The following is a 21,672-nucleotide window of genomic DNA, read 5'->3' as shown; positions in this document are numbered from 1 at the left end:
TACCCTACCTGTTACCCCGTTAAAAGAGAGAAGTGAAACATCCCTTCATGCCGCTCAGTATTTCGAAATTGCACCTTGAGCACAGTCCCTCGCGTTCACCTGGCGCAGTGCTTTACGTTCACCGAAACAAGAGACACAACAGACTCTAGCTCGTCGTTACATTCCTAGCCCGCCACAGCATCCATTGGCGGGTCGAGAGGCGGAGCAACACACGAACGTTCCAGCCACGCCCCTGCTATTGCCGCACTGACTCCACTAATGATCCCAGCCAGCACACCTGGCACATCGTCCTGAGCGGCACTGAGTTCCGCGACATGAAGCATGACGTGGATACCAATCCCCGCGTACACTCCCCCCAGCACCGCTCCGATCCATGCCACTGACTGCCCAAACACCATCCATTGCGCAACAGTCACCGGGCTCATTTGGCTGCGATCATGGCCGATATCTCCATCGTTTATCTTCTTCTTGATCACGACGCCAGCGACCGCGCACACAATCGCCACAACGAACAGCAAGACGCTCCCAGCCACTCCTATCCGCGGAAACACCCCATAAAAGCGCCAGACCACCATCCACGCTATGGGCATAGCAATGACAGCCGCCCAACACAGGGAAGCCACAGGGGTGGGTTTCATTTCATTCATCGCGAGTCCTCATGATCGTGTACCCCAGTCCTCATGATCGTGTTCCCCAGCCTAGTGCCAATGCCTCCACGGCAGTGACATCCTCAACTTCCTTCGGATCGGCCTCCCGTACGGTGTCCAACCAATACGACACACTCTGGCCATGAAGCGGGAAGCGTGCATCGCTCGCACAGTCCAAGTCCATCCACGGCACCAACACGAAGGCCCGCTGATGAGCATATGGGTGGGGGATAATAAGCTCGTCTCCCCATTGTCCGTCACTGATCACCGGGATGGGGTCACTCGTGGCGTCGCTTGACTCAGACAGACGGTACATCGCAAGCACATCCACATCCAGAGTCCTCGGCCCCCAACGTAGCTCACGCACCCGCTCAGCAGCCTGTTCAATAGACTGGCAAGCATGGAGGAAAGCCAAGGGATCCAAGGCGGTCTCCACGGCGATGACCGCATTGCGGAAATCTTCCTGCTCCACCCCACCCCACGGAGGGGTAGCAAACATGCGGGAGCGTTGAACAATACGTCCCGTGCCTTCGGCCTCCATCTGTTCACATGCGCGGACTAGCTGTCCTTCAACACACCCCGCGCTGCCGGCCATGTTGCTCCCCAAACCAACGACGGCAAGATACCTAGGGGTCATCGGCTTTCACCCCTTCGACGAGCGACGAGCCACCACGCGCACGTCGGCAAACGGATACTCAATGGGAGCCTGGGGTTTGTGCACAGTGATTTCAGTGGCGAGAACTCCATTAAGCTCAACAATCCGATCTGCAATGCTCGCGGCAAGTGTTTCGATCAGATCGTTGCCCGGCCCTTTGACCAACTCAACGGCGATGTCAGCCAAATCTACGTAGCTGATGGTGTCCGCGATGGAATCGGAGGCTGCAGCCGCGGAAAAATCAGTCCAGACGACCATATCGACCAAGAACTTCTGGCCGGCCTTCTTCTCGTGCTCATAGACCCCGTGATAGCCGTAGGCCTCCAAACCAATGAGCTCGATGCGATCTGCCACGGTACTACTCCTCGTTGTGTGTTGGCATGTGTTGGCTCTGTTTTGGCGCCTGTTGCTCACGCCTTGTCATCCGCTGGCTAGGATGCGGTGTCTGTTGGCGAATCACCACCGGTGTGTCCAGTCACCGTCGCATTACCCCGACGCCGCGCCCGCCAACTTTCCGGCACATCCGGACCCGTGCCCATTGCCCAAGAATAAGCGACATCCACTGCCGCCCGTGAAGGAGCCACACTATGCACTCGTACGCCCCATGCACCCGCCGCAGCAGAGAGAGCAGATACGGCGGCTGTGGCATCATCAGCAGACTCTGGAATACCTGGTGTTCCATCAGGATTGGGCCGCAATGCTGTAAGAAAACGCTTGCGCGAAACGCCAATGAGAACCGGTAATCCCAGTTCCACGAACTCGCCTGTGGCGTGCAGCAGTGCCCAATTGTCCTGCGGGGACTTAGCAAAACCGATGCCCGGGTCCAGGATGATTTTGCCATGTTCCACGCCGGCGCTGAGGGCTGCATCCACTCGACGCAGTAACCATTCCTTCACATGCGCCACAATATTCTGGCCATGATCCCGATATCCCTCTGCACCTTGAAACTGTTTGGCATTCCAGTGCATCAGGCACAGTTTCGCCCCAGTATCAGCCGCAACGGCAAGCATCCTATTATCCGCAAGACCGCCAGACACGTCGTTGATAATGCTGGCACCGGCATCAATTCCCGCCGCGGCGGTGGAAGCTCGCATGGTGTCCACACTCGTCACGATCCCCCGGCTATTGAGCTCGTGAATCACCGGCACTACGCGTGCCATCTCCTGCTCCACCTCTACACGAGTTGCACCCGGACGAGTTGATTCCCCACCGATATCGATGATGTCCGCCCCCTCGCCCACCATTGTCACGGCATGAGCCACAGCAGTGGGGGTATCCGGGTATTTTCCCCCGTCAGAGAAGGAATCATCAGTGACGTTGAGGATTCCCATCACCTGTGTGGGCTGCTGGGCGCGTGGCTGTGGATTCTGCATAGATTTAGATTCCAGACTATTTCCCGCGGATGAGTGCCATGGCCTCTGCACGGGAGGAAGCATTTGTCTGGAAGATTCCGCGTACAGCCGACGTCACAGTGTTAGCGCCCGGCTTACGGATCCCTCGCATGGCCATGCACATGTGTTCAGCTTCAACCACGACGATCGCCCCAGCTGGCTCCAGGCGTTCCATCAGCGCATCGGCCACCTGGCTGGTAAGGCGTTCTTGCACCTGCGGACGTTTTGCCAACCCGTCGATCAGGCGCGCCAACTTGGAAAGTCCGGTCACTTTTCCATCCCGTCCAGGAATATAACCGATGTGCGCGGTGCCGAAAAATGGCACGAGGTGATGCTCACAGGTGGAGTAAAATTGGATGTCGCGGACGAGAACCAATTCGCGATGATCCTCATTGAAGGTTTTACTCAGCACCTCGGTAGGATCTGTGTGCAAGCCGGAGAACATCTCTTTGTACGCGCGTGCCACACGTGCCGGAGTCTCCACCAACCCTTCGCGGTCGGGGTCCTCTCCAACAGCCAGGAGGAGCTCGCGAACGGCGGCTTCTGCGCGCTGCTGGTCAAATTCTCGCCGGTCGGTCACTTCTGCTCGCCCTCGTTGTGATTGGTGTGTTCATCAATGCTCTGGCCACGCCCCTCGGTGTGCTTGCCGCCTTCATTGATGGCCTGGCCACTGCGCAAGCTACCACGGTAGGTACCGTCACCACTATCACCACGGGAAGCCCCGCGTTCTTGTCCGATTTCGCCTCCCTCTGTTTTTAGAGATGACGCGGACTCATCACCTGCAGGCTTATCCACTGGCTGTTCCCAGGGGAAACTCTGCTGCGGGTTCTTAGCATGCTTACCGTGATCATTGTCCGCCGTACCGCGATGGTTCTCAGGCTGCTCAGCGGGCTTATCGGGAACGCTAGGGATCTGCCGTGTCGGCGCATCGTCAGTGGTCCACGGGTGATCCGGTTGTTCGTGATCTGGCAGACGGAAACCGCGCTGTTCCTCTTGCTTTATGCCACCATTGGGCGACACATTGTGGTGTGGGGCGTCGCTGCCTGGTGCACCACCCCTGCTCGGAGTGCCACTCTTGTTCGGAGAGCCGGTTCCGTAGTCACGTCCACCCCATAAATGGTCATGGCCCGGCTTATCCGGAAGAGTATTCTGTGCACCGGCATGCGCACCCACATGCTGCTTGTCCTTCTCACGGGCTTCACGGAGTTGCTTTTCCTGCGCAGCTTTGCGTCGCTCAATACGAGCTTTGCGCGCAGCAGAGAAAAAGTCGTTACGCTTCGGAGGCTCCTCCCCACGCTCTTTCGCTAGCTCATTCGGGGTTTTCACAGGTTCACGGAAGTCCTTCGGACGAGCCACATCCTGCATTGGGAAGATGTCAGTGATTTCACGGATCTCAATTCCATCAAAAATGGCTTCCAGGTCCGGACGACGCAGCGTCTCCTTCTCCAGCAGTTTCTCCGCCAACTTATCCAGGTATTCCCGGTTATCGCGCAAAATCTCATAAGCGATGGTCTGTGCCTTATCCATGAGCATGCGTACTTCATTGTCGATAACCGCAGCTACTTCAGGCGAAGGTTTGGACTCGGAGCCACTGCTGCCTTGGGAACGGAACGGGTCACCGTTATCAATGCCATACTTCACAGCACCGATCTTTGGGCTCATGCCCAGTTCCATCACCATGGAACGAGCCGTATTGGTGGCCATCTCAATATCAGCAGAAGCGCCCGTGGTCGGGTTACCAAAAACCAACTCCTCAGCGGCACGACCACCCATCGCGAAGACCAAGCGTGCAAACAGCTCAGAGCGGTTATACATCCCTTTATCATCTTCCGGAGCAGTCATCGCATGACCGCCCGTACGGCCACGAGCCAAAATAGTGACCTTGTAGACCCGATCAATATCCTTCAGAGCCCATGCCGCCAAGGTGTGACCGCCTTCGTGATAGGCAGTAATCTTCTTCTCCGTCTCGGAGATGATCTTGGTGGATCGGCGCGGCCCGCCAATCACGCGATCGGTGGCTTCCTCCAGTGCGTCGCCGGTAATAACGTTGCCGTCCACACGGGCAGTCAAGAGAGCTGCCTCATTGAGCACGTTTTCCAGATCCGCACCAGACATTCCTGCGGTGCGCTTAGCCAAAGATTTGAGATCCACATCATCGGCCAACGGCTTGCCCTTGGCATGCACTCGCAAGATCTGCTCGCGCCCAGTCAAATCCGGGTTCGTCACCGGGATCTGACGGTCAAAACGGCCCGGGCGCAACAAAGCTGGATCCAAAATGTCGGGACGGTTAGTCGCAGCCATGAGGATCACGCCTTCGCGGTCGCCGAAGCCATCCATTTCCACAAGCAGTTGGTTGAGAGTTTGTTCGCGCTCATCATGACCGCCGCCCATGCCGGAACCGCGCTGACGCCCCACCGCATCAATCTCATCGACGAAGATGATGCACGGAGAGTTCTCCTTCGCTTGTTTAAACAGGTCACGCACACGGGATGCACCCACGCCGACGAACATTTCCACAAAATCGGAACCCGAGATGGAGTAGAACGGTACACCGGCCTCACCCGCGACGGCGCGTGCTAATAAAGTTTTGCCCGTACCCGGAGGGCCATAGAGCAACACGCCTCGAGGGATCTTCGCACCTAGTTTCTCGTACCGGGAAGGGTCCGACAGAAAATCCCGGATTTCATCAAGTTCCTCAACTGCCTCGTCAGCACCGGCAACATCATCGAAGGTGTTCTCCGGGTTATCTTTGTTGAGCTCCTTATGGCGGGACTTGCCCATGCCGAAGGCGTTCATGCCCCCGCCGCCCTGCATCCGGCTGAGGAGGAACATGAGCAAGCCGAAGATCAAGAGCATCGGCACGAGGCTCACGAGCAGAGAACCCAGGATGGAGTCGTGCGTGACCTTGGTATCAAAGTCTGTAGCATCGCTGGCCTTAACCGCGTTGAAAATGTCACCGCTGGCGCGGTTCGGATAGCTGGCGATGATCTGCTCGATGCCTTCCTTGCCATCGACCTCGATCGGGTTCTTCAGCGTAGCTTGGATTTGCTGTTCACGATCGTTGATCTGCACCTTATCGACGTTCTTGTCGTTCAGCTGCTGCATCGCTACAGAGGTGGGAACTTCCTCGTAGCCGCGCGTCTTATCGGTGAGAACAGAAAAGGTGTAGATGGCAATGAGAACGGCCGCCACAATAGCGGCGATCCTCAGCACTTTCTTCTTATCCATAGTTCCTGTCGTTTTTAAATGTGTGTAGGCCTATCTGGGTGTTAATCCTTCCCAGACAAGATGTCGTTCTTATTCGTAGACCCGTGGGTGCAACGTACCGACGAATGGTAGATCGCGATAGCGCTCCGCAAAGTCCAAACCGTATCCCACGACGAATTCATTGGGAATATCGAAGCCGATCTCTGCAAGGTCGATCTGCACCTTGACTGCCTCCGGTTTACGCAGCAGAGTCACAACGGACAAACTGCGCGGACCACGGTTTTGGAGATTCTTCAGCAACCAAGACAGTGTTAAACCGGAGTCAATGATGTCCTCGACAATGACCACGTTTCGATCCTTAATATCGCGATCCAAGTCCTTAAGGATACGAACCACACCTGAAGAACTGGTGGAGTTTCCGTAGGAAGATACTGCCATGAACTCCAGTTGTGTTGGCACTGACATGGCTCGAGCAAAGTCCGTGATGAAGAAGGCAGCGCCCTTGAGCACGCACACCAGAATCAGGTCATCTTCTTCATCATGAAAGCGCTTTGATGTGGCGTCCGCCAATTCCTGGATACGGGTGCGCAGCTCATCCTCAGTGATGAGGACGCTTTCCAGGTCATCGCCGTAGCGATTGACTGGAACTTCGAAGTTCTTCGCACTGTGCATATTGTCGTTCGACATCTCGTGGTTACCGTCCCTCGGAGTATGGCTGTCGCAGTAGATGGTCAATAATCAGGGTCTTGCCAACACGGCGCACAACCAAATGATGCGAGGCGCGCCGATCTTCGTTCATTGTAGGACAGTGCTGCGCCCAAGGGACAGAGACTGCCCCTTGACCTCGCCATCGCACAACGAGCGCATCGATGGCATGAATATGCGAAGCGGTGAGAGGACCGGCCAGCTTGCTCAACCAGTGCTTGTACACGCGGTATCTCACAGCGGAATGGTAAGTAGCTAACCGTTCCACCGCCAGCATCCTCGCTTGTGCTTTTGTTCCTTCATCCAGTCGTGCCACCTCATCCAGTGGCATTGCTTTGCCCTGCGGTTGCGCCACCGTGTCCTTCAACCGCATTGCCCCGTCCTCACCCGAGTTATCAGGATGGTCTTCATCTTCAATGGTGCACGCTGAGAGGGCCTCGACAGCCCACGCATCTAGTGCGTCGGCATCCTCGCGCAGCATCCGAGCAGAACGAGCAAGATTGCCACGAACGGAAGAACCCAGAATCTCCTCCATAACAGGAAGTAGTTCTTGGCGCACGCGAGAACGCAGATACTGCTGCGAGTAGTTATGTGGATCCTCCCACCATGTCAACCCGCTGCGTAGGCACTCGGCCTCCGTATCTGCGCGCGATGCAGCCAGCAACGGCCTACCTACCCAGGCGGCGCCACAGGTGACGGCCGGGTGACGTAGAGATACGGAGCGCATTCCAGCCAGAGACTGAGTACCCGAGCCTCGAGATAGGGCTACGAGGAAACCCTCTGCATCATCATTGGCCGTATGAGCAACCAACAACGGACGGCCAGCAGCAATGCTGCCCAGTGCTTTATAACGTGCCTCTCTCGCTGGCCCCTCCCCCGCACCCGGCACGTGCACCCGCACGACATCCGCCTCGGCCACGCCAATTTTACAGGCCTGCTCAGCAGCGTTGTGGGCAACACGATCTGAGCCCTCCTGGAGGCCATGGTCTACCACCACCGCGTGGACGCTAAGACCGGCGCGTACAGCTCCAATGGTCAAAGCAAGGGAATCAGCACCGCCGGAAAGCCCCACCACCACACTCTTGATGCCGCTCATGTCCTGCTCGGCGTTGCCGCTGCCGGAATTTGTCCCCCTGCGGGGCTCCCAGCTGGGTGTAGCCAGATCCCGATAAGCCGATGGATAATTTGCGCGCAAGTGATCCATCCATCGGCGCACATGTGACGCCGCGGACACTGCGGAGCGAGATGATCGGTGAGTCAACTTCGCGTACGTTTTCTACTGAGCATTCCGCAGAGAGTTAGCCAGACGATCCAAAGCAGCTCGCCCCAGGGTGGTCTCCGCGTCGTTGGACAGAAAAGCAAAGGTCAATGGACGACCTTCCTTAGTAGTCACTGTGCCAGCGAGGGCATTGACTCCATCCAAGGTTCCTGTTTTCGCGCGTACCCAGCCAGCAGATGCTTCCGCACCAGAACCATCATTGTACCGGGAACGTAACGTGCCTTCAGCCGACGCAACAGGCAACATATCCAGCAATGCCCGCAGTTTCTCGTTCGATAGCACTCCGTCTAGGTCATGCGCTGTCAGGCGGTTTCGGTTAGACATTCCAGAATTATCGGTCAATACTGCGTTGCCTACATCCAGACCATTGTCCGCCAATACCTTGAGAGTGGATTCAGTGGCGCCTGTGAAATCTCGGGCTGCTCCCTGGCTCTCGGCAATTTCACGGCCTGTGGCCTCGGCCAGGATGTTGTCAGAATTAATCAACATGTCTCGCAGCCGTGTCTTTAACGGAGCGGACTCCACCCCTCCCAACCAGGTTAAGCCGTCAGGCAGGTGGTCTACAGCGCTACCCGTTGTATCCAAAAGCATGTCGCTGGCGGGGGTCTTATCCTGCACGGAGATCTCCGCATTGGTGGCGCCTAAGAAGTTGGCCAAAGAAGCTGCTACGTCTTCCGCCGGGGTGGTAGAACGTGCGGAATCGGCTTGTAACGGTTGGATTCGACCAGCGTTGAGCATGACAGAATCCACATCCGTCACATTTCCACCGGCGATATCAGCTCGATCCCAGGCTCGGTTGAAAGTCGCCCCACCTCGCACGGAATTATCCACCACAATGCGGGTAATTTTCTGGTCTCCCAGGTTCTTTTTCACTGAATCAGCCAATTCTTTAACGCTGGCTGCATCTGTAAAGAAACCATCACCGGGGGTGTTCGATAACGTTACATCCCCTTCTCCAGCGACAATCAACTCACCCGGTTTTTGCTGAACCACGTAGGTTTCTTGGCGATCGTCTGCCGGCAAAGCCAACAGTGCGGCCGCAGCGGTAAACAGTTTGGTGGAACTAGCGGGAACCAGAGGGCGGTTCTCATCGGAAGTCCACACAACCTGCCCGGTCAGCACATCGGTTACTTCCGCGGATAGCTTGCCCAGATCCTTGTCTTTCGAGGTACGTGCAACTGCGGCCACAACATTCGGTGCACCATCCCCACCTTCAGCTGGCCCCAATACTGGTTCCACAGCTTCCGCTGTTTGTGCAGGTTTCACATCGAAGTTCTGGGTGGAGTTCCACCACAAAGCACCAACCGCAATGACTACGACCACCAGGATGAACGCACAGATAGACAGCAGCCACCAGGTCAACGACTTCTTCTTCGACGCTTTGTTCTCACTCACACTAAGCACTCTAGCGGTACGTGAGACATAGCACCTCTCCCCCTACGACAACGCTTCCTGTATGACCTTTGACAACGCTTCCTGTATGACCTTTGACAACGCCCTTCACCAACTTCATCCGAGTGCATATAAGATGGTCACGTCCAACGTTTGTCTAGCCAATGCGAAAAAGGATGGCGCCCACCCCATGAGCACCAACAGCATCGAAGTAACAATCGAAATCCCCAAGGGCTCGCGCAACAAATACGAAGTCGACCATGAGACTGGCAAGGTCTACTTGGATCGCTACCTGTTCACCCCAATGGCTTACCCAGCTGACTACGGCTTCATTGATCACACTCTGGGCGAGGACGGCGATCCGATGGACGCCCTGGTCATCATGCCCGAACCAGTTTTCCCAGGTGTTATTGTGAAAGCTCGTCCAGTCGGCGTATTCAAAATGACCGACGAAGCCGGTGGCGACGACAAGCTACTGTGTGTCCTCGATGACGTTCGCTTCGACCACTTCCAGGACATCGAAGACATCGATCAGTTCACCCGCAATGAAATCGAGCACTTCTTTGTTCACTACAAGGATCTGGAGCCCGGCAAGGAAGTTAATGGCTCAGGCTGGGGGAATAAGGATGAAGCTCTGAAAATCCTCAACGATTCCATCGAGCGTTATAAGTAACACCCCTCAGCCCCACCATCCAGGGTCGGCCACAGTCCCCCACGGGGGGAGGGGACTGTTCCCAAACTATCTACGGAGACTGTTCCCGGACTTTCTACTAGGAGACCTAAGACGTGGAATTTCGGGACTACTACACTGTGCAAGCATGAGTAATTTTGAATCCGTATTGCCTAACGAAGTCCCCGAAGATGCTCAGCTCATCGATGTGCGTGAAGCTGATGAGTTTGCACAATGGCACGCCAAGGGTGCAACTAACCTCCCACTAACCGAGCTACAAACCCGCTACGGCGAGCTTGATCTCGATAGGGATATCTATGTGATCTGCCTATCGGGCGGTCGCTCGGCTCGAGCATGCCAGTGGCTCGAAATGAATGGCATCGACTCCATCAATGTCTCCAATGGTTCTGCTGGGTGGCGCGATGCGGGGCTGCCGATCGTCGAGGGCGATAGTTAAGCACTGCGCTTATGAGCTGAACGCACTCCTGTGGGTGGAGTACCCTCTGGTGTTGTCTCCAACCTTGTTAGTGTTGCCTCCACCCCGTTGACGTGCTTTATTGAAGCGCTCTATCAAGCTCCTCCAGCCCAAGAATAACCTCATTAATGGGTGTCACCTACAATTAGACAGCCCCCATATTCCGCGAGTAAAGTTTTGACCTATGTCAGACACTTTCGCACTGCCGGCAGATCTTCTCAGCTCCCCTTCTTTCCAATTGGAAAGATTGCGGCGCCGCACTCGTGAATTCGTGGAAGCAGCTCTGTCGGCCGAAGGTTTCAATCTCCGTGAGTATTGGGTTTTATCCTGTCTCGTCGCTGGTGACGCAGCATCCCAAGCTACTCTTGGCGAGATTCTCGGCGTGGACCGTTCTGACATGGTTCGCCTCGTCGATTCCCTAGAGAAACGCAACCTGGCGAAGAGGGTTAAAGATCCGAAAGACCGTCGTCGCCAAATCATCTCAGTGACTAAGAAAGGCTCCAAGGCCTACGCGAACTTGCGCCCGTTAGTCACAGCGGCAGAAGACAAAGCCCTCGATGATTCCACTTCTAAGCAGCTCAAGCACTTGCGAAAGCTAGCAAAGTCCATCATTGCCGCCGATTCTCCAGAATCCTCCTAGCTGATCTGAGCCGCGCTATACCGAGCGCGGCTGTTCGCTTATCTCAGCCCCACTCACACACTCTCCTTCCACGAGGACTCCTCCACTAGTTCCGCAAGGCTTCTTCCCCAAGGCGATGATTCCCGGTGCCTATTCCCTCGCAGTATCTTCGATCCGCTCAGGCCCCTGCAGCCCGCACACTGCTCGACATCCTTCGAACCACCGCTGACACCTATCCTGATGCGCCGGCGATCGATGACGGCCACGGCGTGATCACCTATAGCGAATTACTGCAGGAAGTACTCACGACAGCCGAGTGGTTAACCACACGCGGAATTCGCCGCGGCGACCGCATCGGCATCCGTATGCCCTCCGGCGAGCGCAATCTATACATCGCCATCCTTTCCACCCTCGCAGCGGGCGCTGCCTACGTCCCTGTCGACGCGGATGATCCAGATGAGCGTGCAGCCCTCGTTTTTGGTGAAGCGGAGGTGCAGGCTATCTACACGGCGGACGGACTCTGTTTCACTGAACACACACGCTCAGACCGCACCGATGACACCGGCCCCACCCTGGACTGCGATGCATGGATAATTTTCACCTCGGGGTCTACCGGCACGCCCAAGGGCGTAGCAGTGTCTCACCGTAGTGCCGCTGCCTTCGTCGATGCTGAAGCGCACATGTTTCTTCAAGAGGACCTACTAGGCCCCGAAGATCGTGTCCTCGCTGGGCTCTCCGTTGCCTTCGACGCCTCTTGCGAAGAGATGTGGCTAGCCTGGCGTCATGGGGCATGCCTGGTTCCTGCTCCCCGCTCCCTCGTACGTTCCGGCGTGGACCTCGGCCCCTGGCTGATCTCCAAATCGGTGACGGTCGTCTCCACCGTGCCAACACTCGCTTCTCTCTGGCCGGACGAAGCACTCGATGCCGTCCGTTTACTAATCTTCGGTGGTGAAGCCTGTCCTCCGGAATTAGCCGCCAGGCTGTCCAACGGTTCCCGAGAGCTGTGGAATACCTATGGCCCGACTGAAGCCACGGTCGTCGCCTGCGGCACAACCATGGATGGAATCAAGCCCGTTTCCATTGGGCTTCCTCTGGCTGGTTGGGATCTCGCAGTTGTGGATTCCGACAATCAACCCGTCGCAATGGGAGAGACGGGCGAACTTATCATTGGTGGCGTCGGGTTAGCGCGTTATCTCGACCCGCAAAAGGACGCGGAGAAATTTGCCCCTATGCCGGAGCTGGGGTGGGGCCGAGCCTACCGGTCCGGTGATCATGTGCGCTTGGAGGAAGACGGCCTGTATTTCGTTGGTCGCGTCGATGACCAGGTCAAGATCGGCGGTCGCCGGATCGAATTGGGCGAGGTCGATGCCTGCCTCTCCCGCCTCAGTAACGTCCGCAGTTCTTCCGTCGTCGTGCAAACAACGGGTGGAGGTGACAAAGTCCTCGTCGGCTACATCTCCCCCGAACATGGCACGGCCGATGACTTCGATATCGAGACCGCACGTGCCCAGCTCCAGGAAGACCTCCCTTCCGCGATGGTTCCACGGCTCTGCGCTGTGGATAGCTTGCCCGTGACCACGTCGGGAAAAGTCGACAAGAGAGCCCTGCCCTGGCCTTTGCCCTCTCGCGGTGAGTCGCATTTCGACACCCCCACCCAGAGCTGGATCGCAGAACTATTCTCCGACGCTCTGGGCACCACTGTTCTAGGCCCAGACGTGGATTTTTTCTCGCTTGGTGGTACCTCACTGGCAGCTGCTACGCTGGTCGCGCGCGTGCGCGAACGCGTACCGGAAATTTCCGTCCGTGACCTCTACGACCACTCTCGGCTCGGAGCTTTTGCAGAGTACATAGATTCTTGCCGCGGCGGCACTTCAGCTATAGCCAATAACGCAGCCATGCAGCCAGAGCTTCCTGGCATCACTCCGGTGAGTGCAACCACCCGCGTCGTACAAGCACTCATTCAAATTCCAGCGATGACCCTCGCCGGCGCTCAGTGGGTGGCCTGGCTATTGGTCGCTAACTGGCTACTCAGTGCATCCGGCGTGGAGATCGTCGCCGGTTTCGCCCCAGTGGATCTCGGCCGGCTGTCATGGCTATGGGCCGCGCTTGCACTACTGATCTTCGCTACCCCACTGGGGCGCTTGCCCTTATCTGCCATTCTCATCCGAGCGGTCACCGCAGGTATCACAGAGGGAAATTATCCCCGCGGTGGTGCCGTTCACTTGCGTATCTGGGCGGCCGAACGCATCGCAGACACATGTGGTGCCCGAGACATTTCTGGCGCCACATGGATCACCACATACGCCCGTTGGCTCGGTGCGGATGTAGGCACAGACGTGCAGCTACATACGCTGCCACCCGTCACTGGCCTGCTGACCCTCGCAGACCAATGCTCCGTAGAACCAGAAGTGGATCTGTCCGGCTATTGGATAGAACGCGACCGACTGCATGTGGGACGCATCGACATCGGCAAGGGAGCATCCATCGGCGCTCGTTCTACAGTGCTACCCGGCGCACGTATCGGATCCAAGGCTTCCGTTGAGGCAGGTTCTGCCGTCAGAGGCGAGAAGAAAGTGAAGAGTGGTTCTCGCTGGGCAGGTTCTCCCGCGGTCAAAGTGGGAAAGGTACGTTCCCGCTGGCCATCTGAGGCTCCCGCACGCCGTCCGCTATGGATTGCGGTATACGGTCTAAGCTCTCTGCTACTTTCCCTGCTGCCACTGATCGCTATAGGATCCGCCGCAGCGTTCGTCGCATGGGGTATATCCACCCTGTCTCCCGACGTCACAAGTTTCCTCTCTATCCTCCTGACCTCCATAGCCTGGGCTTTGCCAGGAGGTCTCATCGGCTTTGCCATCTACACAGCCCTGACCTGGATATCGGTGCGTATACTATCCATCGGGATCAAACCAGGTGTGGTCCCTGTACGCTCCGCGACCGGCTGGCGCATCTGGGCTATTGAACGTCTCATGGACGCAGCTCGCACCTACCTTTTCCCTATGTATGCGGCTCAGCTGACTCCACTGTGGTTCCGCAGTCTTGGCGCTCGCATCGGCAAAGATGCGGAAATTTCCACGGCAGTGATGGTCCCTGCCTTCGCGGAAGTCAAAGCGGGAGCTTTCCTCGCAGATGACACCATGGTCGGCGGCTATGAATTGGGCGGGGGCGGGTGGATGCTTTCCGGCCATACGCGCGTGGGCAAACGCAGCTTCTTAGGCAATTCCGGCATCGCCGGTCCGAGCCGGACTCTGAAGAAAAACTCCCTGGTTGCGGTGCTGTCCTCCACCCCAAAGAAGACAAAAGCCGGCAGCAATTGGATTGGTTCTCCTCCGGAGAGGTTGCGTCGAGTCGAGGTGGAGGCCGAAGGCGACTCTCGCACATACAACCCCACCTTCGCCCTCAAATGCGCGCGCGGCCTGGTGGAGACACTCCGGCTACTGGCTCCGATGGTGTCCGCAGCCATCATGGCTGGAGTGCTAGTAGCTCTGCAATGGATTCTGATGCACTGGGGCCCGTGGGCTGTGTTCTGCCTCTCCGGTTTTGTACTCATTGCCGCTGGCTTTGTCGCTGCTGCGATCACCGTGTGCATGAAATGGCTGTGCGTGCAACGCATCACCCCCGGAGACCACGTTCTGTGGAGCTGGTTCGTATGGCTGAATGAACTGCAGGATCAGTTCGTCGAAACAGTTGCTGGACCCTGGTTTTTAGCGCACACCCTGGGAACTGGAAGCCTCAACGTATTCCTCCGCGCATTGGGTGCCACAGTCGGTACAGGTGCTTGGCTGGACACCTACTGGTTACCTGAGGCCGATCTAGTAACCATTGGTCGCGGTGCAACCGTCGGTCCGGGCTGTGTGGTCCAAACGCATCTCTTCCAAGATCGCGTGATGAGCCTCGACACAGTCACCCTCGATGAAGGTTCCACCTTAGGACCACACTCCGTGGCACTGCCGGCCTCCCGGCTCGCAAAGGACGCCACGGTAGGACCGGCCTCCTTGGTGATGCGCGGAGACCACGTTCCACCATCCAGCCGCTGGCAAGGTAATCCCATCGAGATTTGGACGTAGACACATTTTCAAGATCTCGGCGGGGCCAACCATCTTCGAAAAACAGACGCAGCCACACACCTTCGACATGTGGGGAGGGAGCCCCATGTCTTCTGGAATAACGCTGCACAAGACGAAAAAGACGAAAAGCTCGAGCACCACAATGCTCGAGCTTTTCGTCCTAGATACAGTCGCTCTCACCACAGCGAGAAACCGCTCTGCATCAACCGATTCTTAGTCACCGATCTGGTCGCGACCGCGCTTGACCAACTTAGGATCAGGCTCACCCACAACCTCATGGTCTTTGCCGGTGTATTCGAACTTAGAAAGAATGTAACGCATCGCGTTGATACGGGCGCGCTTTTTGTCATTGGATTTGATGGTGATCCAAGGAGACTCGTTGGTATCCGTGTAACGGAAAGACTCTTCCTTCGCACGGGTATAGTCTTCCCAACGGTCCAGAGACGCCAAATCCATTGGGGAAAGCTTCCACTGACGAACTGGGTCTACCTGACGAATCGCAAAGCGAGTGCGCTGCTCTTTGCGGGTGACAGAGAACCAGAACTTAGTCAAGGAGATACCGGAGCCCAGGATCATGTTCTCCAGCATAGGAACCTCTCGCAAGAACTCCGCGTGCTGAGATTCTGTGCAGAAACCCATGACTCGCTCCACGCCGGAACGGTTGTACCAAGAACGGTCAAAGAAGACGATTTCACCGCCACAAGGGAAGTGTTGAATGTAACGCTGGAAGTACCAGGAAGTGGACTCACGCGGTGACGGCTTTTCCAAAGCCACAGTACGAGCGCCACGAGGATTCAGGTGCTCATTGAAGCGTTTGATGGTGCCACCCTTACCAGCGGCATCACGCCCCTCGAAGATGATGATGTGCTTCTGGCCGGTTTCCTTCGTCCAGTTCTGCCACTTCAGCAGCTCGATCTGCAGAGCGCGCTTCGTGGTCTCATATTCTTCGCGGCTCATGCGCTCGTCGTATGGGTACTGGTCGCGCCAGGTATCCACGCGGTGCCCATCCGGAGTGATCAGTACTGGATCGTCTTCGTCAGAATCATCGACGAGGTAGCCCTCGGTGGCTGCCAGGTCAACAACGTGGAATTCGTCCTGATTGTCTTCGGCCATAACGCCGTACTCCTTTTAGCTATGCGACTTTATAAAGTGCGCATCGTGGCCATCAAAATCATGACCTTTGCACGCTTTGATTCTATCCTTTCCAGCGGACTCGCCACACCGTTACATTTCCGGTTTCGCCCCCGTTTGCGTCATTCGTGAGGCGATGCTCGGTAGGAATACAGCACAGAGCGTATATGGCAAAGACCCCGCCTGGCACAGCATCATTGCCCACCCAGACGGGATCTCTTGGTGCTCAACGTCTCCCCCAGCTCCTCATCGAGCCTCAGCACCGGTGCGGACAAAACCCTGAATACAGGATTACTCCTCACCTCATCAGCGCCGAGACGTCAGAGTTATAGGGAGGCGAAGACTACCGTAGAATTACTTCTTCACCTGTTCGGCAGCAGCTTCGGTAGCATCTGCAGCACCCTCGGAACCGCCCTGAGTCGCCCCTTCAGCAGCATCTGCAGCACCCTCAGCGGCACCAGCAGCGCCGTCAGTAGCACCAGCTGCGGCGTCGGTATCTGGAGTCTCAGCGTCCGGAACCAGCAGATCAGAGGAGCCGCCAACAGCCTCATCGATGTTGAACGCAGCATCAAAAGCCTTGCCGATGCCCGCGAAGACATCCTTGAATGCTGCGAAGAAGTCGCCTACACCCTCGAACAGGGTACCCAAGTTCTCGATCAGGTCATTGAATGCGCTGATTTCCACGTTTATTCTCCCTTGAAATACCGTTGGCACATCATGACGTTGCGCGGTGCCAACAGACTGTGTCATTAGTGCGATGCTCACAATGGGAAGCATCGGAGTTCACTGTATTGAGTTTTCACATGGGCACAAGACCTGAAGCGGAAGTTTGTACGGGATCATTCCCCGCTAGGACCACCCCACACGCTTTGTGTAAGAATATGCAAAATTATCCATATCTGCAGGTGGGAACGCGAGCTTTTCACCCGGAAAATTCGCATTTTCTATAGGGTGCAGGCAGGAAAATAACGAAGAAAATTACCCCCATTAAGGCCCATTCGGCACCCGATCCGTGGCGTCGCATACCAACTCCCACCCCGATCCGTGGCGTCGCACACCAACTCCCACCCCACACGAGTCAGTCGCCCATAGCCCAAAAGTCCCCGTGTCGGAAGCACATACCTCCGACACGGGGACTAATGAAAGATACGAAGACGAGATCAACGGCTTAGAAGCCGCCCATGGTTCCCATCTCGTCGCCCCCTGGCATTGCAGGTGCCTCTGGCTCTGGCTTGTCAGCCACAACAGCCTCAGTGGTCAGGAACAATGCCGCAATAGACGCAGCGTTTTGCAGAGCAGAACGAGTCACCTTCACTGGGTCAGAAATGCCAGCCTCCAGCAGATCAACGTACTCTCCGGTTGCAGCGTTGAGTCCCTCGCCGTCGCTCAGGTTAGCCACCTTATCCACAACAACTCCTGGCTCCAGACCCGCATTCAGCGCAATCTGCTTGAGAGGAGCGGACAGGGCTGCCTTGACGATCTGAACACCGGTAGCTTCATCACCCTCGAGACCGAGATTGTCATCCAGCACGTGGGAAGCCTGCAGCAATGCAGCTCCACCGCCGGCAACAATGCCCTCATCGGCAGCAGCCTTAGCGTTGCGCACGGCGTCCTCGATGCGGTGCTTACGCTCCTTCAGCTCAACCTCAGTAGCGGCACCGACCTGCAGAACAGCCACGCCTCCAGACAGCTTCGCCAGACGCTCCTGGAGCTTCTCACGGTCGTAGTCAGAATCGGCGTTCTCGATCTCCTGACGGATCTGCTTAATGCGGCCGGCCAGCTGCTCGGAAGAACCAGCACCATCAACGATGGTGGTGTCATCCTTGGTGACAACAACCTTACGAGCAGTGCCCAGAAGTGGCAGATCTGCGGTCTCCAGAGACAGGCCAACCTCTTCAGCAATAACCTGGCCGCCGGTGAGGATAGCGATGTCCTGTAGCTGAGCCTTGCGGCGGTCACCGAAGCCCGGAGCCTTCACAGCAACGGACTTGAAGGTACCGCGGATCTTGTTAACAACCAGGGTGGACAGCGCCTCACCCTCGATGTCCTCAGCAACGATCAGCAGTGGCTTGCCGGACTGCATAACCTTCTCCAGCAGTGGAAGAAGATCTTTTACGTTGGAGATCTTGGAGGAAACCAGCAGAATGTAAGGATCCTCCAAAACAGCTTCGCCGCGCTCGATGTCGGTAGCGAAGTATCCGGAGATGTAGCCCTTATCAAAACGCATACCTTCGGTGACATCCAGGGTCACACCGAATGCGTTGGACTCCTCGACGGTGATCACACCGTCCTTGTTCAGCTTGCCATCGCCAACCTTGTACATAGCCTCGGCGATGAGTTCACCGATCTTTGGATCAGCAGCGGAGATACCGGCAGTAGAAGCGATCTGCTCCTGAGTCTCGATCTCCTTAGCGGAAGACAGAAGCTGCTGGGTGACCTTCTCCACACCAGCCTGGATACCGCGCTTGATACCCATTGGGTTGGAGCCTGCTGCAACGTTGCGCAATCCCTCGCGTACCAAAGCCTGAGCAAGAACTGTTGCGGTGGTGGTGCCGTCGCCAGCTACATCGTCGGTCTTTTTTGCTACTTCCTTAACGAGCTCTGCGCCGATCTTCTCGTATGGATCCTCGAGCTCCACCTCACGAGCAATGGTCACACCGTCGTTGGTGATGGTTGGCGCGCCCCACTTACGTTCGAGGACAACGTTGCGTCCCTTTGGTCCGAGAGTTACCTTCACGGCGTCTGCCAGGGTGTTGAGACCCTTTTCTAGTCCGCGACGTGCTTCTTCGTCGAATGCAATCATCTTAGCCATTAGGCTGTGATCCTCCGTTTGAGTTTTGCGACACGTTCGGTTCAGACCCAGCGCCCGCGACGGCATGAATGGACGAATGTCGCGACGTCCATTCTCACTGCATCTGATGGTGCTTTTATTGGCACTCATCTACATCGAGTGCTAGCCCTTGTTTAGCACTCTCCTAGGACGAGTGCAAGATTTTGGAGAGTAAGAAGGAGCAATGTTCGCTCATAGCGTTGCCGGGGCGTTGCGCAACGGTCGAGTCTGGGTAATTTAGGTGCCATGAACGAAAAAGAACCACCGCAACTGCCGTCCACTACTCATGAGATCAATGGACATGTAGCCAACGCCCTCCTCAACTCCCAGCTCGATTTCTTATGGGAAGCTCTCAAGGAACTCGTTGCTTTCCAGTCTGTCCACTCCACTCCTGGCTTGGAAGAGCACAATTCTGGAGCTGCCGCTTGGTGTGTCGAGCAATTCACTCACGCCGGCATTCCCGTTGAATCCATCACCACCTCCGATGGCTCTGAGGCGATCATTGGTCTGAAAAAACCAGCTGAGGGCTACCCCACTCTCCTGCTCTACTCGCATTTCGACGTCCAACCCGCCGGCGATGTGGATGAGTGGACGTCGGATCCGTGGACTCTCACGGAACGCGATGGCCGTTGGTATGGCCGTGGCGCCGCCGACTGCAAAGGCCACGTCGTCATGCACCTTGCCGTTCTACGGGCACTGCGTCAGCTTATCGACGCCGGCTGCTCCGAGCTCGATAACCTCGGTATTCGTATCGTGGTTGAAGGCTCAGAAGAGCGCGGAGGTTACGGCTTAGAGGATCTCCTCCATGAACGACCAGAGCTATTCCAAGCGGATACGTTCCTCATCGCAGACTCCGGTAATGACGAAATCGGCGTGCCTTCTATTTGCACAGCCCTGCGCGGATCAGCCCCTATCACCGTCACCCTCAAGACCATTGCGCAGCCGATGCACTCCGGCCAGTACGGCGGCGCAGCTCCTGACGCTCTGTTGGAACTGATCAAGCTGCTTAGCACCCTGCATGATGAACAGGGCTACGTAGCAGTTGAGGGTCTCAATACCGCTGCCACATGGGACGGAATTGGCCCCTCTACTGGGACTTTTGCCAAGAATGCAGGGGTCCTCGAAGGGGTCAAGGTCATTGGCGCTAACGATGACATAGCACCCAACGACCTCACCGTCATGCGGCCCTCGATCACAATCACTGGTCTGGATTCTCTCAGCGTCGCGGACGCGATCAATGCTGTACCCGGTACCGCTTCCGCGGTGGTCAGCCTACGCGTTCCACCCGGAATGGATCCACAGGAATGCCAAGATCTACTGATCGCGCACATGGAAAAGAACAAGCCCAACGCGCAGATGGAGATCCACCGTGAGGCACTGGCAAAGCCGTTTAGCGCGGATACTTCCGGACCTGCGCTACAGCGTCTCGCGAGCGCGCTCAGCGACGTTTACGGCAGGGAGACTGTCGAAGTGGCGTCGGGAGGTTCTATTCCTTTGACCAACGAACTTCTGAGCGCTTATCCCGATGCCGAGTTAGCGCTCTACGGAATCGAAGAGCCACTGTGCCGGATTCATAGTGCGGATGAGTCCGTACATCCGGAGGAACTGTCACATATCGGCGCCGCCGAATTGCTGTTCCTGGTTCGTACAGCGCAAGAGCACACCTAGGCACACCCCCTGTTTTCGACGCACTTGTCATAGCGCGTGATGCGCATTACATTGTTATGACATGAGCAACATTCTTATGCGAGTACCCAACCCGGGTGGAGGCGAGGACTGACCCCTCCACTTCCGGGGTTAGCGTTACACCGCATAAGCGTCGGTCCACTTGATACAGAGGACAACACCAACCATTCCTTCAAGGACCGAGTAACCATGATGTTCGAAGACAGCGAAGGCACTATGAACGCCAGCACACTGATCCGTTTCGCTCGCCCAGAGACGGACTGGGAGCGCCCTACCTACACCGTGCAGCCTAGCCACGGTCGCCGCTCCACCGCGAAAACTTTTACCCCCACCCACACCACACGCATCGAGAAGCGCCGCAAGCGCACGCGCACTTTTGCCGAAGATCCCTTCCGCGCTCGCTTCGGCCAGCGGCTCCCTACCGGTATGCGCCAAGAGGCTCGCGGCATGGACTGGAAGAGCTTCATCTCCACCTATGCCCCCACTAACATCCGCGTCGAGCAGCTGAAGTCCCAACGTCTACGCGCCGGTCGCCATCACTTTGAGATCGCCATGAATGGTCTGGCAGCGCATGGTCAAGGCACCCGCGTTTCTATCACCGCCATGGGCGCTTCCTCGGCCATGACGGAGGTTTTAGCCGATCACGGCTTCAATGTAGAGATCAGGGAGTTCCATCAGTACAAGATTTTCGAGGCGACGGTCACCTTTATCTACGCCACTCACAATTCTAAGTCTGTGTGGGCTGTTGGTTTCGGTGCTGACCGTGACATGTCTATTGCCAACGCTTTGTGCTCCGCGGCTTCTCGCTTGTACCTGATCTAAAAGAATCTCTGAGCTTCGCGGCACCCACCCAGATCCCGCTGTAAGAAAACTTCACACATTGCTCACTCCCCGTTGGAGTGGGCCCGCCCCGTGAGACCC

Annotated in this window: 18 protein-coding genes; 6 read left to right on the top strand and 12 right to left on the bottom strand. The window is 56.7% G+C overall.

The window, feature by feature from the left end:
- Nucleotides 1–164: 164 nt before the first annotated feature.
- The 9 genes from GP473_RS01400 to dacB all read right to left on the bottom strand — a co-directional run bounded on the left by GP473_RS01400 (nucleotide 165) and on the right by dacB (nucleotide 9,279).
- A complete protein-coding gene (locus tag GP473_RS01400; protein ID WP_186277021.1) occupies nucleotides 165–647 on the bottom strand; it encodes a DUF3180 domain-containing protein in 483 nt (160 codons plus the stop codon).
- A gap of 31 nt (nucleotides 648–678) precedes the next feature.
- The gene (gene folK, locus GP473_RS01395; RefSeq protein ID WP_185769487.1) at nucleotides 679–1,284 is read right to left on the bottom strand and encodes a 2-amino-4-hydroxy-6-hydroxymethyldihydropteridine diphosphokinase; all 606 of its coding nucleotides are present in this window, start codon (nucleotides 1,282–1,284) and stop codon (nucleotides 679–681) included.
- Between the two features lie 6 nt (nucleotides 1,285–1,290).
- Nucleotides 1,291–1,656, bottom strand: a complete 366-nt coding sequence (gene folB, locus GP473_RS01390) for a dihydroneopterin aldolase (protein ID WP_185769488.1) — start codon at nucleotides 1,654–1,656, stop codon at nucleotides 1,291–1,293.
- A gap of 77 nt (nucleotides 1,657–1,733) precedes the next feature.
- Complete coding sequence (gene folP, locus GP473_RS01385) at nucleotides 1,734–2,675, bottom strand: dihydropteroate synthase (protein ID WP_246394834.1); 942 nt, start codon at nucleotides 2,673–2,675, stop codon at nucleotides 1,734–1,736.
- A gap of 16 nt (nucleotides 2,676–2,691) precedes the next feature.
- Nucleotides 2,692–3,273, bottom strand: a complete 582-nt coding sequence (gene folE, locus GP473_RS01380; protein ID WP_185769489.1) for a GTP cyclohydrolase I FolE — start codon at nucleotides 3,271–3,273, stop codon at nucleotides 2,692–2,694.
- Nucleotides 3,270–5,921 (bottom strand): ATP-dependent zinc metalloprotease FtsH, encoded by a 2,652-nt coding sequence (gene ftsH, locus GP473_RS01375; RefSeq protein ID WP_186277020.1) that lies wholly within the window; start codon nucleotides 5,919–5,921, stop codon nucleotides 3,270–3,272. Before ftsH ends, folE begins: the two co-directional genes overlap by 4 nt.
- A 69-nt stretch (nucleotides 5,922–5,990) precedes the next feature.
- On the bottom strand, nucleotides 5,991–6,572 hold the full coding sequence (hpt, locus tag GP473_RS01370; protein ID WP_185769554.1) for a hypoxanthine phosphoribosyltransferase: 582 nt from the start codon (nucleotides 6,570–6,572) through the stop codon (nucleotides 5,991–5,993).
- Between the two features lie 22 nt (nucleotides 6,573–6,594).
- Nucleotides 6,595–7,866 carry a tRNA lysidine(34) synthetase TilS gene (tilS, locus tag GP473_RS01365; protein ID WP_246394833.1) on the bottom strand — a complete coding sequence of 424 codons (1,272 nt, stop codon included), beginning with the start codon at nucleotides 7,864–7,866 and terminating at the stop codon, nucleotides 6,595–6,597.
- A 15-nt stretch (nucleotides 7,867–7,881) separates the two neighbouring features.
- Nucleotides 7,882–9,279: a D-alanyl-D-alanine carboxypeptidase/D-alanyl-D-alanine endopeptidase gene (gene dacB, locus GP473_RS01360; RefSeq protein WP_246394832.1), complete on the bottom strand. Its 1,398-nt coding sequence runs from the start codon at nucleotides 9,277–9,279 to the stop codon at nucleotides 7,882–7,884.
- A 187-nt stretch (nucleotides 9,280–9,466) separates the two neighbouring features.
- On the opposite strand from dacB, the gene GP473_RS01355 reads away from it, so the two are divergent.
- From GP473_RS01355 to GP473_RS01340, 4 genes are all read left to right on the top strand, one after another.
- A complete protein-coding gene (locus GP473_RS01355; RefSeq protein WP_186277019.1) occupies nucleotides 9,467–9,949 on the top strand; it encodes an inorganic diphosphatase in 483 nt (160 codons plus the stop codon).
- A gap of 145 nt (nucleotides 9,950–10,094) precedes the next feature.
- Entirely contained in the window at nucleotides 10,095–10,403 is a 309-nt protein-coding gene (locus GP473_RS01350; protein WP_185769493.1) for a rhodanese-like domain-containing protein, read from the top strand.
- Nucleotides 10,404–10,605: 202 nt separating this feature from the next.
- Nucleotides 10,606–11,061 carry a MarR family winged helix-turn-helix transcriptional regulator gene (locus GP473_RS01345; protein WP_185769494.1) on the top strand — a complete coding sequence of 152 codons (456 nt, stop codon included), beginning with the start codon at nucleotides 10,606–10,608 and terminating at the stop codon, nucleotides 11,059–11,061.
- 125 nt (nucleotides 11,062–11,186) lie between these two features.
- Nucleotides 11,187–15,104, top strand: coding sequence for a Pls/PosA family non-ribosomal peptide synthetase (locus GP473_RS01340; RefSeq protein WP_186277018.1), 3,918 nt, complete (start codon nucleotides 11,187–11,189; stop codon nucleotides 15,102–15,104).
- 213 nt (nucleotides 15,105–15,317) lie between these two features.
- Here GP473_RS01340 and ppk2 read toward each other — a convergent pair whose 3' ends face one another.
- The 3 genes from ppk2 to groL all read right to left on the bottom strand — a co-directional run bounded on the left by ppk2 (nucleotide 15,318) and on the right by groL (nucleotide 19,047).
- The gene (gene ppk2, locus GP473_RS01335; protein ID WP_185769496.1) at nucleotides 15,318–16,217 is read right to left on the bottom strand and encodes a polyphosphate kinase 2; all 900 of its coding nucleotides are present in this window, start codon (nucleotides 16,215–16,217) and stop codon (nucleotides 15,318–15,320) included.
- A gap of 372 nt (nucleotides 16,218–16,589) precedes the next feature.
- Nucleotides 16,590–16,985: a hypothetical protein gene (locus GP473_RS01330; protein WP_185769497.1), complete on the bottom strand. Its 396-nt coding sequence runs from the start codon at nucleotides 16,983–16,985 to the stop codon at nucleotides 16,590–16,592.
- 418 nt (nucleotides 16,986–17,403) lie between these two features.
- Nucleotides 17,404–19,047 (bottom strand): chaperonin GroEL, encoded by a 1,644-nt coding sequence (groL, locus tag GP473_RS01325; protein WP_185769498.1) that lies wholly within the window; start codon nucleotides 19,045–19,047, stop codon nucleotides 17,404–17,406.
- Nucleotides 19,048–19,311: 264 nt separating this feature from the next.
- Between groL and GP473_RS01320 the strand changes: the two genes are divergently transcribed.
- Nucleotides 19,312–20,733 carry a dipeptidase gene (locus GP473_RS01320; protein WP_186277017.1) on the top strand — a complete coding sequence of 474 codons (1,422 nt, stop codon included), beginning with the start codon at nucleotides 19,312–19,314 and terminating at the stop codon, nucleotides 20,731–20,733.
- 234 nt (nucleotides 20,734–20,967) lie between these two features.
- The gene (locus GP473_RS01315; RefSeq protein ID WP_343061461.1) at nucleotides 20,968–21,573 is read left to right on the top strand and encodes a hypothetical protein; all 606 of its coding nucleotides are present in this window, start codon (nucleotides 20,968–20,970) and stop codon (nucleotides 21,571–21,573) included.
- Nucleotides 21,574–21,672: the final 99 nt, after the last annotated feature.

Source organism: Corynebacterium anserum (genome assembly GCF_014262665.1).
Classification (GTDB): Bacteria; Actinomycetota; Actinomycetes; order Mycobacteriales; family Mycobacteriaceae; genus Corynebacterium; species Corynebacterium anserum.
Note: the sequence above shows the minus strand (reverse complement) of the source record. Positions and strands in the feature narration are given on the sequence as shown.